This is a genomic window from Pseudomonas urmiensis (genome assembly GCF_014268815.2).
Taxonomy (GTDB): Bacteria; Pseudomonadota; Gammaproteobacteria; order Pseudomonadales; family Pseudomonadaceae; genus Aquipseudomonas; species Aquipseudomonas urmiensis.
Window position 1 is genome coordinate 1,494,303 of record NZ_JABWRE020000001.1, and the last position, 13,917, is coordinate 1,508,219.

10 protein-coding genes and 1 pseudogene are annotated in these 13,917 nt (G+C 49.4%); 5 read left to right on the forward strand and 6 right to left on the reverse strand.

Going from position 1 to position 13,917, the window contains the following annotated elements; translation table 11 throughout:
• Positions 1 to 19 precede the first annotated feature (19 nt).
• Positions 20 to 445, reverse strand: a pseudogene (locus tag HU737_RS26755) (reverse transcriptase domain-containing protein); the annotation flags it as partial.
• Between the two features lie 459 nt (positions 446 to 904).
• Between HU737_RS26755 and HU737_RS06635 the strand changes: the two are divergent.
• From HU737_RS06635 to HU737_RS06645, 3 genes are all read left to right on the forward strand, one after another.
• Complete coding sequence (locus tag HU737_RS06635; protein WP_186556060.1) at positions 905 to 2,581, forward strand: choline dehydrogenase; 1,677 nt, start codon at positions 905 to 907, stop codon at positions 2,579 to 2,581.
• 19 nt (positions 2,582 to 2,600) lie between these two features.
• Complete coding sequence (gene betB, locus HU737_RS06640) at positions 2,601 to 4,064, forward strand: betaine-aldehyde dehydrogenase (protein WP_186556059.1); 1,464 nt, start codon at positions 2,601 to 2,603, stop codon at positions 4,062 to 4,064.
• Between the two features lie 153 nt (positions 4,065 to 4,217).
• On the forward strand, positions 4,218 to 5,648 hold the full coding sequence (locus HU737_RS06645) for an APC family permease (protein ID WP_186556058.1): 1,431 nt from the start codon (positions 4,218 to 4,220) through the stop codon (positions 5,646 to 5,648).
• 56 nt (positions 5,649 to 5,704) lie between these two features.
• Here HU737_RS06645 and HU737_RS06650 read toward each other — a convergent pair whose 3' ends face one another.
• The 5 genes from HU737_RS06650 to HU737_RS06670 all read right to left on the reverse strand — a co-directional run bounded on the left by HU737_RS06650 (position 5,705) and on the right by HU737_RS06670 (position 11,539).
• Positions 5,705 to 6,667, reverse strand: coding sequence for a helix-turn-helix domain-containing protein (locus HU737_RS06650; RefSeq protein ID WP_186556057.1), 963 nt, complete (start codon positions 6,665 to 6,667; stop codon positions 5,705 to 5,707).
• Positions 6,668 to 7,338: 671 nt separating this feature from the next.
• Positions 7,339 to 8,646, reverse strand: coding sequence for a histidinol dehydrogenase (gene hisD / locus HU737_RS06655; RefSeq protein WP_104961231.1), 1,308 nt, complete (start codon positions 8,644 to 8,646; stop codon positions 7,339 to 7,341).
• A 360-nt stretch (positions 8,647 to 9,006) separates the two neighbouring features.
• Positions 9,007 to 9,825 carry a helix-turn-helix domain-containing protein gene (locus HU737_RS06660; RefSeq protein WP_104961232.1) on the reverse strand — a complete coding sequence of 273 codons (819 nt, stop codon included), beginning with the start codon at positions 9,823 to 9,825 and terminating at the stop codon, positions 9,007 to 9,009.
• A gap of 403 nt (positions 9,826 to 10,228) precedes the next feature.
• Complete coding sequence (locus HU737_RS06665) at positions 10,229 to 10,828, reverse strand: LysR family transcriptional regulator (RefSeq protein ID WP_186556056.1); 600 nt, start codon at positions 10,826 to 10,828, stop codon at positions 10,229 to 10,231.
• 51 nt (positions 10,829 to 10,879) lie between these two features.
• Positions 10,880 to 11,539, reverse strand: a complete 660-nt coding sequence (locus HU737_RS06670) for a GntR family transcriptional regulator (RefSeq protein ID WP_186556055.1) — start codon at positions 11,537 to 11,539, stop codon at positions 10,880 to 10,882.
• A gap of 143 nt (positions 11,540 to 11,682) precedes the next feature.
• Between HU737_RS06670 and HU737_RS06675 the strand changes: the two genes are divergently transcribed.
• Together HU737_RS06675 and HU737_RS06680 are read left to right on the forward strand one after the other, a co-directional pair.
• Positions 11,683 to 12,681: an Ldh family oxidoreductase gene (locus HU737_RS06675; protein ID WP_186556054.1), complete on the forward strand. Its 999-nt coding sequence runs from the start codon at positions 11,683 to 11,685 to the stop codon at positions 12,679 to 12,681.
• A gap of 24 nt (positions 12,682 to 12,705) precedes the next feature.
• Positions 12,706 to 13,911: an iron-containing alcohol dehydrogenase gene (locus HU737_RS06680; protein ID WP_186556053.1), complete on the forward strand. Its 1,206-nt coding sequence runs from the start codon at positions 12,706 to 12,708 to the stop codon at positions 13,909 to 13,911.
• Positions 13,912 to 13,917 lie beyond the last annotated feature (6 nt).

The window sequence follows — 13,917 nt, forward strand, 5'->3', positions numbered from 1 at the left end:
CATCACCGCGAGCGTGGCGCTCGCGCCACTGCCTTGCCCATAAATCCAGCACGTAGTGAAGATAGATATTCGCCAGCAACGACGATATCACTGCGCCTTGGGGCGTACCCTTGGTCGCAGCCACCCTACGGCCATCCTCAATGACACCTGCTTTAAGCCACTTGCAGATATGCCCGAGCAAGCGCCGGTCTGCAATCCGGTACCCTAGAAACATCAGCATCCACTCATGATCGATCTCATCAAAGAACGACGTGATATCCGCATCAAGTATCCAGTTCACCTTTTGGCTGTTCAGCGCGACCGTTAACGCATCCAGCGCATCGTGCTGACTGCGGCCCGGTCGAAACCCATACGAGAACCCAAGAAAGTCTTCCTCATAGATCGCATTCAGAACGGTAACAACCGCCTGCTGTACGATCTTGTCCTCCAAAGAAGCAATACCCAACGGGCGTTGCCTGCCATCGGCTTTGGGAATGTAAAGCCGGAGCCCCTGACGGGTTCTACGGCTAGCGAAAGGTGGATGGTGGTGGAGTTCAGAAGTGCTACCGAACAGCGTATAGACACCTTAATTACTGCAACAGGTTGGCATCAGAAGGGCCATGGCATCATCCTCAAAGCCGAATCATACGGTGCTTTGGTAGCTGCTCTGTCCCGGCTCCTGACGGCCCTGCGCGCACTCAGGATTCGGTCGATCTCCTTGGCGAGGCCATGTGTATGGACGCTGAAACTGCAAGCGTTCGCAAACGCAAAGCGCTCTCAATCCGCTCCTTGGGTGCGGACGTGCGGTGCTTTGCTTGCTAAAAATGGATAGTGACCACCTCTCTCGAAAATCATACTGATGCTACCGGCAAAGTGACTCAAGCGGTCGCTTATAGCGCTTCAGTAATTTCGTAGAGTGATAATTGTGAACGCAGAGCTTAATAAAAAAACTAGTCAGTATGATTACGTAATAGTTGGTTCAGGATCGGCAGGGGCGGTTGTTTCCTACCGACTAGCGGCTGCAGGTCATAAAGTGTTGGTTCTGGAGGCTGGTGGAAGTGACTGGGGGCCTATTCTCCAGATGCCTTCAGCCCTTCAAGTCTCGATGAGCATTAAGCGATATAACTGGGATTATTCTAGTGTTCCGCAAAAAAATCTTAAAAATCGTGTGCTTTTCTGTCCGCGCGGTAAGGTAATAGGTGGGTCTTCTTCAATTAATGGTATGGTCTATGTGCGTGGGCATGCGCGCGACTTTGACAGTTGGGAAGTGTTAGGCGCCCAAGGTTGGTCTTATAAAAATGTCCTTCCCTATTTCATGAGAATGGAAAAATCTCATGCCGGGGAAGAAGGATGGAGGGGTACAGATGGGCCAATGCATGTAACGAGAGGTACGCTGGAAAACCCTTTGTACAAAGCCTTCATCGATGCAGGAGTGGAAGCTGGATACAATCGAACCCAAGACTATAACGGTTCATGTGGTGAAGGTTTCGGCGCTATGGAGCGCACAGTTTATAATGGTCGTCGTTGGTCTACAGCTAGCGCGTATCTGCGACCAGCTCTTGAGACAGGAAACGTTACCTTAATTAAGCACGCGTTGGTAAATAAAGTTATTATCTCGGAAAAAACTGCTCGAGGTGTCGCTTACTCTAAGGGGGGCGATAGCTTCGAAGTTTTTGCGAATAAAGAAGTTATTCTCTGTGCAGGGTCGATCAATACACCGAAATTACTTGAGCTTTCCGGTGTTGGCAGAGCTGATGTATTGCTAAGAAACGGAATCGATCTAGTGCACGAATTGCCTGGCGTCGGAGAAAACATGCAGGATCATCCTGAGGTGATCATGCAATGGCATTGTAAAAAGCCAATCACTCTCAATAAACACAACAATGTTCTATCAAAGGCATTCATTGGCGCTCAATGGCTGCTCACCAAGGAAGGTCTAGGTGCTACGAATCATTTCGAAGCCTGTGCGTTTATTCGAGATAGAGCGGGTATTGAGTATCCTAATTTAGAGTTTCACTTCATGCCGGCTGCCATACAGTATGATGGTACTGCCATTGAGCAGAAACATGGTTTCCAAATTATGGTTGCTTCTGCTCGGCCTCTTTCCAGAGGATCAACTCACATTCAGTCGAGTGATCCCGATGTATCACCAAGCATTGATTATAATTTCTACGATCACCCAGATGATATTGTAGAAATTCGCAATGGTATTAGGCTCGCTAGGGAAGTGATTGGGATGCCGGCTATGAATCAATTTGCTGGAGAAGAGCTTTTGCCGGGAACCGGTTATGAAACTGACGAGCAGATCGATCAGTTCATCCTCGAGCATACTGGTAGTGCGTATCACCCTTGTGGAACCTGTGTTATGGGCGATCCGGCTAATCCGATGACCGTGGTTGATCCTGAATGCAGGGTAGTAGGGCTAATGAATCTACGTGTCATAGACTCTTCCATTATTCCGCTTGTTCCAATGGGAAATATTAACGCTCCTTCTATCATGATAGGAGAAAAAGGCGCGGATCATGTGTTGGGCATTGCGCCTATCGCCCCGGCAACCCGGCAACCAATATTTGTCGAAAATTGGCAGTCGAAACAACGTTGATACAACAAGAGTGAATTATATGAAAACTGTGCTGAATTACATTAATGGTGCTCAGGTTGAAGGTGGCGGGAAGCTCTTTGATAAATTCTATCCGGCTAGCGGGGAGTTATTGCTCAAGGTTAGTTTCGCAGCAGAGCAGGATTGCGATAACGCTATTGCTGCGGCTAGCGAGGGTTTTAAAAAGTGGGCAGTTACTCCCCCGGGGCAGAGGGCGGCAGTGCTGCGTAAAGCGGCCCAGTTGATGCGTGAGCGATTAGACGTTCTTGCTGAAGTTGAAGTGCTTGATACTGGTAAACCGTTGCGTGAAGCAAGGGCCGATGACGTAGTATCGGCTATCGATTGCTTGGAGTACATGAGCGCGCAAGCGGCAACAGTACATGCCCAGCAGTATGATCTGGGGGCAAATATGGCTTACACGCGACACGAACCGCTTGGTGTATGCGTAGGTATTGGTGCGTGGAACTATCCAATCCAGCTCATAGCTTGGAAGGCGGCGCCGTGCCTGGCAGCAGGAAACTCAATGGTATTTAAGCCATCTGAGATGACGCCTTCTAATGCAGTCTTGTTCGCTGAGATACTGAGCGAAGCTGGTCTACCGCCAGGTGTATTCAATGTCGTACAAGGTGATGGTCAGGTTGGTCGATACCTGGCTGAGCATCCGCAAGTGGCTAAAGTTTCATTCACCGGGTCAGTCGCTAGCGGTCTAAAGGTAGCTGCTAGCACCGCCCAAATGATGAAGAAAACTACTCTGGAGCTTGGTGGGAAGTCACCGCTAATCATTTTTGCTGATGCTGAGATTGATGTTGCAGTGGAGGCGGCCCTGTGTTCAAACTTTTCATCACAAGGTGAAAACTGCTGTAATGGAACACGAGTGTTCGTCCAAGCTTCGATTTATGATGAGTTTTGCGAGAAGGTGGCTAAGGCTACAAAAGCGCTCAAGGTTGGCAATCCTATGGATTTGGAAACCGAGATCGGTTCGCTCATTTCTCCTCAGCATAGGGATTCGGTGTGTTCGTACATTGAGAGTGGTGTTCAGCAGGGCGCAACTTTACTTGTAGGTGGTGGTGTATACGTTGTTGAGGGGCTGGAGGGTGGTAGCTTTGTATTCCCAACAGTGTTCTGTGACTGCACTGACGAGATGGATATCGTCCGAGAGGAAATTTTCGGCCCTGTTATGTCGATCTTGAAATTTGAAACCGAGGAAGAGGTGCTTGCCCGTGCTAATGACACTCTTTTCGGATTGGCTGCTGGGGTATTCACCCAGGATATTAGTCGCGCATTACGTATGACGAAGAACCTTGAGGCCGGTGTTTGCTGGACAAATACGTACAATGTCGTGCCTGCTGAACTCCCTTTCGGTGGATATAAAAATTCCGGATTAGGAAGGGAGAATGGTGCTTACGCTCTTAAAGAGTATACTCAAGTAAAGAGTGTCTACATTCAAGTGGAGCGGCCATCCTTTCCGTTCAAGTGTGTAAAGTAATAGATTTGCATAACAAAGTGTTTCCTTAAAGCTGCCAGTGCTAAAAAGTTTAAAATAATAACGTTATCTAACAGCTCTATATCCGATACATGCGTTCAGGACTGTTATCTAGCTGACGTAGTGCTTCGGTTGCAGGGTTAAAGGTGAAATATAATGGAAACTCAAAACAAGATGGCCGGTTTGCAAGGCAGCCTTGGTGTGATGGGCGTTGTATTGATGGTGCTAGCCCAAGCAGCTCCCTTGACGGTAATGGCTGGTACTGGGCCACTGATGATCGGGTTGGGTAACGGTATCGGTGTTCCGATGACTTCGGTGGTGGTTGGTTGTGCTTTGCTTCTGTTTGCATTTGGATTTGTGGCTATGTCCAAATATATTGAAGGGTCAGGCGCATTCTACGCTTATATTCTCAAGGGAATGGGGCCAGTTACAGGAATTGGCGGCGCAGCCGTTGCTGTGGTTTCATATACATTGGTACTGCTCGCACTTGAAGTGTTCTTATCTATTCTTGTAAAGGATGCAGTCGAGCGCTGGGTGGATGTGAATTTACACTGGAGTATATACACCAGTGCTATCATCCTAGTTATCGGTGTCCTTGGTTACAGAAATATTGAGGCGAGCGCCAAGGTTTTAGGTGTGGCACTGGTGGCGGAGATCGCTATCATAATTGTTGCGGATATTGTTGTTTTTTGGCAGCACGGCTTAGCAGGCCTGGATCCCACTCCTCTACTACCCTCCAGCTTCATGTCTGGTAATCCTGGTATTGGCATCCTCTTCACCGTGCTGTGCTTTGTAGGTTTTGAGGCAACAGTCGTTTACCGAGAAGAGGTCAAAGATCCGAATCGGACGATACCTCTGGCTACCTACTACTCTATCATTATCATTGTCGTGCTTTACTGTGTGTCGTTTTATCTTACTATCATTGGTGTTGGTGTTGATGATGTAGTAAAGCAGGCGCTAAGTAATACAGAATATATGTATATTGATTTTGTAGGTCATTATATGGGGAAGGTTGCCCAAGATATAGCTAATATCCTGGTGATTACCAGCTTGTTCTCCGCTGCACTGGCAAATCACAATGTGATAGCTCGGTATAAATATGTTTTGGGCCGTTCATCTGTTATTAATCCAAGATTCTCTGACGTACACCATGTTCATGGGTCTCCACATCGAGCTTCGTTTACACAAACTCTAACGGCTTTGGCATTGGTTGTCGGTTCGGTTGTACTCAACCTCGACCCTATCAAAGAGGTATATACTTGGGGGTCTGCGGCAGGTACCCTGGGTTACATGCTCATCATTACCCTAACTGCTCTTTCAGTGATTCTGTTCTTCAGGAAGGATTCACGCGCAGTTCCGGTGTGGAACTCCAAAATTGCACCGTACCTCTCTTTGATCTGCCTTGTTGGTTTCCTGTACCTAGCTCTTGTGAATATTTCCGCCCTGACAGGAAGTCAAGGTTGGAATTTTGTAAATATTTCGATAGTTGCGGTGGTGGTAGGCACATTTGTGATTGGGGCAACACGCGGTTTGTATCTCAAATGTTTATCACCGTTGCGGCTGGTTCAGGTGTGTGAGCGGGTTTGAATCTGTGTATTAAACTGGCTAAGAGGTTGTTAGGCTGGACTGGTTGCCAGCCTAACTTACCTATGTTTAGGTTGAGTATAAAGATTTTCGAGTTTTGCCTTTAGTGTTTGCGAAGGTAGTTCACCAAATAGCTTTTTGTATTCTCTGGAAAAATGGCTAAGGTGTAGAAAGCCCCAGTTAGTAGCAGCCGTAGTTACCGATTCTCCTGATGACATGTTTTTCAGGACTTGATTTAACCGGATTGCTCTCATAAACTCGGCGGCTTTCATACCTACCGTTTGATGAGTTGCGTTTTGAAGCGTTCCACGTGAAATGTGTAATTCATCAATCAGTTGCGATATGGAACGGATCTCATAAGGCTGGGAAATGATTATCGAGTAAGCCCTTTTTATGATTTCCCAGTAATGATTAACGATGTAGCTTTCGATGTGGGGTTTAATTGAGTTCGTTTGTTTGCGCCATTCATATAGCGAGTCGGTGAATACGTCTATCAAGTTGACCGATGTGGAGGCAAAGTGTGTGTTCGCATCGCTGGACAGATAGAATGAATTTTCGAGTCTTTTCAAATTTGGTTCGCAGATTGTTGCCAACACTCTCGGTGACGACTCAAGATTTAAAAGCAAATCATTTGTTAAGTGTTTTTCGAGTTCTGATCCCTTACGGATGCTGATCATCAGTGCCTTCATGTTCTCCGCGCTTTTGAATTCGTATCCGCACCGTCCTGATATCAGTACCACGTCCCCTTGGCTTACTGATCTTCCGCAAGTTGCCATCTGCTCATCACATTTGAGTGCAACGACGAGACCGATTGAGTTGTCTGGTATACAGCCCTTCTGGTACGTGGCCTTATTCATTTGCTCAAAGTAAAAATCTGCCTGATCTAACGATAGGTCGATTCCGACACCCTTGAATACGCCACGAGAAATCTGCGCATATTGCTGCTGCCACTGCGATATAACTTGTGCCTGGGAGTGTACATCTCTAGAAAAACGTACTTTATGGTTCTCATCAAAGCCCATCGCTTTCCTCCTGTTTACCATGCTGGGTTGATTGTGCTTAATTACATGCAATTTTTATGCCAGCGCCATCCTCCCCGTACGGCTTTGAGAAACTTGGTATCGATTGTCAAATATTTAATGGGAAATCCGATATTCTGACAATTCCGTTATGTGGAAATGGAATAAAAATTTAAAGCCTGATTCTGCCGTGTCGAAGCGCTGAGTACATTGTCTCCTCGAATTCTAGCGGTAGGGTCAACATACCATGATGCGATGTTTAGGTGATACTAAATGTAACGGCGCTGTTCAAGATCCAGGTCCATCAATTTTCGATAATATCTAGTTATATATGCTGTTTCTGGTGCGTGTCATGAGACTTAATTTTGTTAGATGCCCATGGCCCGGTTCGCTGAAAAGGCTTTCCAGTAACGCAAGATGTAGTCCGATGAGTGGTTTCATAGGCTACTATGCTAAGGGCAGAAAATGTTTGATGTGATTGGCGTAGCTGTATGTGAGAACTGATCAGGTCAGGTGCAGTAGTTTTACGGGCATTGCGCCGGAGAGCAGAGGTTGTCTAATATTTCTCAAATGACATAAAAATGTGGGGTTGTAGTCTGGGTGGGAATATTTATGAGGGGTTAAATTAAACACCCCGGCAGGGAGCGAAGAGACACTTCGCTCCCTTTATGTGTTTACAAAGCAGGCGCCCCGAAAGCTACATCCTTTTTACCATATCTACGGACTCGGATGTTGGCTTGCTCAGCGTGACCGACAAACCCTTCCATGAGGCACAGGCGAGAGCAGTATTCACCGATGAGGGCTGATGCTTCATCAGTGAGGACTCGCTGGTAAGTACAAGTTTTGATGTATTTACCAACCCATAGGCCGCCTGTGTAGCGAGCTGCTTTGTTAGTTGGCAGCGTGTGGTTGGTGCCAATTACCTTGTCGCCATAGGAGACGTTAGTGCGAGCACCCACAAACAGAGCGCCGTAATTCTGCAAGTTCTTAACAAAATAGTCGTCATCTCGAGTCATAATCTGGACGTGTTCAGAGGCGTACTCGTCCGAAAACTTGACCATTTCCTCATAGGACTCACAGAGAATGATTTCACCAAAGTTCTCCCAAGCCTCCGCGGCGATGGCAGAAGTTGGCAGTAACTCCAGAAGGCGTGCGATTTCCTTCAGCGTGTCTTCCGCCAACTCGCGGGAAGTCGTCAGCATGACGGCAGGAGAATCTTTACCGTGTTCTGCCTGGCCGAGCAAGTCAGTGGCACAAAGCTCGCCGTCCACGCTGTCATCAGTGATCAGCAGGGTCTCGGTGGGGCCGGCGAAGAGGTCGATGCCCACTCGACCGAAAAGCTGGCGCTTGGCTTCAGCCACATAGGCATTACCTGGGCCGACGATGATATCCACCGGATCGATGCTCTGGGTGCCGATAGCCATCGCACCCACGGCCTGGATCCCTCCGAGGCAGTAAATCGAGTCTGCGCCTGCAAGGTATTGAGCTGCCACAATGTAAGGGGCGGGCTTGCCTTGGAAGGGAGGGGCTGCCGTGGTGATGTTTTGGACGCCCGCCGACTTAGCCGTGACTATGGACATGTGGGCCGAAGCCAGCAATGGGTATTTGCCGCCTGGAACATAGCAGCCGGCAGCGCTTACTGGGATGTGCTTATGACCCAGGATAACACCTGGAATGGTTTCGATTTCGCAATCCAGCATAGAGGCACGTTGAGCATCAGCGAAGCGACGTACCTGAGCTTGAGCAAACAGAATGTCATCACGCTCACGATCAGTCAGTTTATTCATGCACTCTTGGATTTCCGCAGGTGTCAGGCGGTAGTCAGTGCGATCCCAACCATCGAATTGAGTCGATAGCTCGCGGACGGCGGCATCACCGCGCTTCTCGATGTCCAGGAGAATACGGGAAACGTCCGATTTTACTTTCTCGTTCGAGGCTACTTGCTGCTCCGTAGGGTTCGCTTTTTTTATCCACTCAGCCATCTCATCACCTTTATTGTAGGTATCAGAACCCTAGCGTCTCGCCATACTCCGACGCGTAGTTCTGAAATAAATAGTTTCAGGCAAAACGCCTTGTTTGTTTACATTGGTTGACCAAACCAAATGTGAGTCAATCGCTTCCGCTAGTTCGTGCGGATGCGGAGATCGACGCTCCCGGCAGAGCGGCTAAGCCTAACGACCAGAAGGCTTAATGCCCTGCCTAGTAAAGAAATTAAGCGTTTATCTGAGTCGCCACAATTTCTCATAAGGACGAAAAGTGACGCACTGTGACGCAGGCTGGATTTGGAGTGGGGAAGCTGGCGGCTGCGAGGTGATGATGAGCCTTAAGAAGCATTTTCTACGTCATATACGGGCAGAATCGATGAAGGAGTTATCACTGTCTAGATAAGTAATGATTTCCTTGGGGATGGAAGGATCTGTGGGTGAAAGCACTGTTGCTCGCTTTATATGAGTTTTACGTATTAAGCCTTTGCCCACAAATGCCATTGCGACCTTGGCTGCTACCGGTTGCCGCATCATTGAAGCGGCTATCCCGCTGGTAACTCCGAAGATAAATTTTTTTGAGTTGCGGTTCACAGACGCCAGGTTGCTGAATGTCAGTTCATTGCGCTGAATCGTCTCAAAGTCTATAGCGAAAATTCGGCCTGCAACAGGGAAGCACAATCCATGATATTTAAAGTGGTAATCGTTTTTACCTGTGCCATCGGCGCTAGGAAATCGCTCAACATAGTAATGCCTTAGGGATCCCTCCGCTTCGTAAATACAGAAAATCGAGCGAACGATCTGGCCGGTGTAAATTGACGAGTAGTGATAGCGTTCATAGACTCCAATTATACTGCTAGGTGAGGGGGTTGCACTGGCAGTGACTTCGTCGATGAAGCTGATCATCTTGGGCGCTTGGATCAGACTTCGAAATAGATGAAAGTGGCTGCCGTCAATTATGGATCTAAAGTCACCAGGAGATGAAAAAAGAACTTCAGTTGATAAGCCAAAATGATTGGCAATAGCCCTAAGGTTGCTCTTGGAAGGCTCGTGAGTGCCAGCAAGATATTTGTTGAACTGTTGCCGGTTGAGACCAACTTTCCTGCAGAATTCTGTTACAGATCCCGACTTTTCGCACAGTGTTCGTAGGTTGGCGGATAGGTAGTCAGATGAAGCCATGGACAAGACCTCCAGATAGAATTTCCATACAGGTTCGTAATCAAAAAGCCAAGCAAAATTTCTACATGTTACCGCGTCAGATCGAAAAGGGTGGGGGTGATTAGACGTATTATTCTGCGACGCCGAATAGTAATCCTGAGAGAGCAGGTATCATTAAGCCCCCTGACTGGTATTCATTTTCGCACATCCTAGCCCTGGCTCCTTCGCGTTCAACGTGGCTCCAGTGAGCCTCTATGCATTGGCAGGAGGCTTAGATTATCGGGGCGGCTCCATTCTGTCACTCGTTCCCATTCAGATCTCCCAACCGCTAGCTCCGCTTGCCCTGGCGGTGAGATGCGGTCTACGACATCATTTGAATCCAACTGCTCGAAGTTATCAATCGGAGCGGTGTCGTGGCTATTGATCAGCAGCGGGCCAAATGACATCGCTTCTGATACTGGAGCAGCTTACGGACACAACGTGCGCATCCATCTGGGTCAGAGGCGGGCCAGTTCGGGGTCACGACTTGCTCACCGAAAGGCAACTCGACGGACACGGCATCGTAAGTTGGTTGTTTGGCTTTCGCCTTGGTCGGTATTGGGGCTTGCAAAGCTGCAGTAGACTGTTTGAGGAAAAGTGGCATCAATTTGTGAATGACGTCGGCGTTGATGTCATTGCTGGTATCTATCTGGATTTTGTGCGGAAAGCAGCTTTGAGCAGCGATATCGATATTGGGCTTTTCGGTCTTAACGTCGGCCAATTCGTTGAGTTCAAGGATTAGGTCATCATTGAGGGAGAGTAGTTGTATACCTCGACTATAAACCACGTTGCCACTATCGGTAAGGATCACTTTTCTAGGATATCGGATAAGTAGCCTGAAACCCAGCTTGTTCTCAAGAAGAGCCACATGCTTGCTGACGGTGGCCTGGGTAATCCCGAGGACTTTCGAGGCGTGAGTAAATCCGCCTTGTCTCACCACCTCTATAAAGCTTCGCAGTGGCCCGAGGTCTGTAATGCCTTGCATGGAGATTTACCCAAATAACGGTTGACGATCAGTACGTTATGAGATGCATGTTCAATTAAAGTCGGAGAGGAGTGCAGACATGCGTTCCCACGATTTCAGAATATGCTCCCGCATGGCGTCAGTAGCGGTCTGAGCGTCGCCATTCACGAGCGCTGAGATGATGAGGTTGTGCTCTTCTCTGGCCTGCTGGGTTACGGATGTGCGGAAACAGAGTCGGAAAACATGCATGTGCGCGTGGAGGCGAGCGAGAGTCTCGGCCATGAGCTCGTTGCCGGCTTGCTGCGCGATCCAAGCATGGAACTCTGCATCATGCTTTGCAAAGTGACCATAGGCGGTGGAGTCATGCTTTTTGGTCGAAATTTCGATGCGATTTGAGAGGTCGCTAAGGTACCGCCGCTGCTCGTCACTCATCCTCTCGCAGGCAAGGGCCACCATATATGGCTCAAGCAGCAGGCGCATTTCATGCATCTCTTCGAAGCGCTTGCGAGCCGGCATGTCGGCGGCGCTGTAGCCTACGTTGTGTGTCTTGACCACCAATCCTTCTGCTTCGAGCCTGATGAGAGCCGCGCGTACCGGGGTCTGCGAGACGCCTAGTTGTCGGGCCAATGCGTCAACTGAAATCTTGCTGCCGGGCAACACCTTCAGTGTGATGAGCTCTGCCAACACCGTCTCGTAGACCTTGTCGCCAAGCGATAAGTGGTTGGTTTCCATGGGAGGCTGACCAGAAAAAAAAGAGAGAGTGGATAACCTAGTCACGTGCTGATGTTCCAAAAATTCGTTGACAGCATAATACCAAGGCAGTAAGGTAAATCAAATACGATTTCCGATACGATATCATTTTGAGGGGTCATCAGGTGCTGACAATAAGCCCAGAAGAAGCCACCGCTACTTGCACCCGAGCGCTGAGCAAGGCCGGTGTTCCTTCGGTTCATGCTGATATTCAGGTTGAATTGCTTCTCGAAGCAGAGCTACGTGGGCGTGCATCGCATGGCTTGCAGCGGCTGCCGCGCGTTATCGAGCGCATTCGAAATGGCGTTTGCAACCCCACTACTAGGGGCGTTGGCACTTGGCGCGGTACTAGTTTGTATGACGTGGACGGTGAGAATGGTCTCGGGCCAGTTGTCGCTTTCTCAGCGCTGAAGGAGATCTCGGAGAAGGCCAAGTCAGCTGGCATTGCTATCGCGAACGTTCGCAACTGCAACCACATTGGGATGCTTGCGCTGTATGCGGAGCGTGTTGCTAAAGAGGGCCAGATTCTGATCGCGCTGACCACAAGCGAGGCTCTCGTCCACCCTTGGGGTGGCCGCAAGGCATTGATCGGTACCAATCCTATCGCAATCGGTGTGCCGGCGTCGCCGGCACCATTCATTGTGGATATGGCAACCAGCCTAGTCTCGATGGGCCAAGTTCACGATTACGCGAACCGTGGTGAGCAGCTTCAGCATGGTTGGGCGCTCGACGCAAATGGTGACCCAACGCTCAACGCAACTGCTGCCAAAGAGGGGGCCATCGCACCTTTTGGTGAAGCAAAAGGATACGCCTTGGGCCTGGCAATCGAAGTGCTAGTCGCCAGTCTGACTGCGTCTGCACTCGGTACCGAGGTGAAAGGCACACTTGATGCCACTCACCAATGTAACAAAGGCGACGTGTTCATTGTAATCGAGCCGGCTCACGGTGTTGCTCAACATATTAGCAGGTACCTGCAAACGATCCGTGACTGCAAGCCTGCAAAGGTGGAACGCCCTGTACTTGTGCCAGGCGATCGCGCGTTGATCGCTCGCAGGAAGAGCTTGGAAAACGGTGTGAAATTACCTGCTTTTGTCTGGAATAACATTCAAGCGCTCGCCCGATAATAATAAGTTAGGAAGGTCAGACAGATGAACAATGAATTTGGTCTAACTCGTAGTCCCAAAGAAATCGTATTTGGCGATGGTCAGCGCTTTGCATTAGGTGCTATTACCGCGAAGATCGGTAAGCGAGCACTGATTTGTACGGATGAGCGCTTGGCATCTTCTCCTGTGATGACTGAGCTACTTGAGAACCTGGCGAGCCACGGCGTTGAATGTAGCGTTTTCGGTGGCACCTTGGCGGAACTTCCATCCGACAGCATTGAGGCCTGTGTCACTGAGTATAAAGATCTTAACCCCGAAGTGGTCATCGGCGTGGGTGGCGGTAGCTGCTTGGACATGGCCAAGCTGGTTGCACTACTGTTGACTTTCCGAGGAAGTTTGGATGAGTACTATGGCGAGCTGAAAGTTCCAGGCCCGTTGATTCCTGTCATCGCGATGCCGACCACTGCGGGTACCGGTTCCGAAGTCACTCCGGTAGCGGTACTAGCAGACAAGAAGCGCGACCTGAAGGTCGGTATCTCTTCACCGTATCTGATTCCCCATACCGCAATTTGTGACCCCGAGCTGACAGCCACTTGCCCACCTGGTTTGACCGCAATCTCAGGTGCCGATGCCCTAACGCACGCCATTGAGGCTTTCACAGCAGTGCGTAACCCGGTGAATTCTGATCTATCCCAGTCTCGTGTATTCGTAGGCAAGAACCTGCTTAGCGACCAGTATGCCCTGAGTGCCATTCGCACTGTGTTCTCATACCTACCGCGCGCAGTAGTCAACGGTGCTGACCGTGAAGCTCGCTCGAAGCTAATGGAAGCTTCGCTGTTGGCTGGTATGGCTTTTGGTGTCGCGGGTACCGCCGCTGCACACGCACTTCAGTATCCTGTAGGGGCGCTGACTCAGACTGCGCACGGGTTGGGTGTCGCCGCGCTCCTGCCTTACGTCATGCGCTTCAATGCCGAAGTTGCACCAGAGTCTTACCTTGCTATTGCCGAGGCGTTGGATATCAAAGGTGCTACCGACAAAGAAACGGTAGATCAGCTTGTCGAGATGACTCGTGCGCTATTTAAGACCATCAAGATCCCTCGCACCATAGCTGAGTTGGGTATTAAAGAATCGCAACTCGACTGGATCGCGGAGCAATCGCTGCTGGCCGCTCGTCTCGTCAACAATAACCCGCGCAAGCTCGATTTCCAGTCGATGCGTGAGCTTGTTGGTCAAGCATTCCACGGCCTTTGATTAACA

What these genes read in the sequence shown, in the direction of transcription:
- betB (WP_186556059.1), top strand. Translation starts at nt 2,601, where the DNA reads ATGAAAACTGTGCTGAATTACATTAATGGTGCTCAGGTTGAAGGTGGC.
- HU737_RS06645 (WP_186556058.1), top strand. Translation starts at nt 4,218, where the DNA reads ATGGAAACTCAAAACAAGATGGCCGGTTTGCAAGGCAGCCTTGGTGTG.
- HU737_RS06650 (WP_186556057.1), bottom strand. Translation starts at nt 6,667, where the DNA reads ATGGGCTTTGATGAGAACCATAAAGTACGTTTTTCTAGAGATGTACAC.
- hisD (WP_104961231.1), bottom strand. Translation starts at nt 8,646, where the DNA reads ATGGCTGAGTGGATAAAAAAAGCGAACCCTACGGAGCAGCAAGTAGCC.
- HU737_RS06660 (WP_104961232.1), bottom strand. Translation starts at nt 9,825, where the DNA reads ATGGCTTCATCTGACTACCTATCCGCCAACCTACGAACACTGTGCGAA.
- HU737_RS06665 (WP_186556056.1), bottom strand. Translation starts at nt 10,828, where the DNA reads ATGCAAGGCATTACAGACCTCGGGCCACTGCGAAGCTTTATAGAGGTG.
- HU737_RS06670 (WP_186556055.1), bottom strand. Translation starts at nt 11,539, where the DNA reads ATGGAAACCAACCACTTATCGCTTGGCGACAAGGTCTACGAGACGGTG.
- HU737_RS06680 (WP_186556053.1), top strand. Translation starts at nt 12,706, where the DNA reads ATGAACAATGAATTTGGTCTAACTCGTAGTCCCAAAGAAATCGTATTT.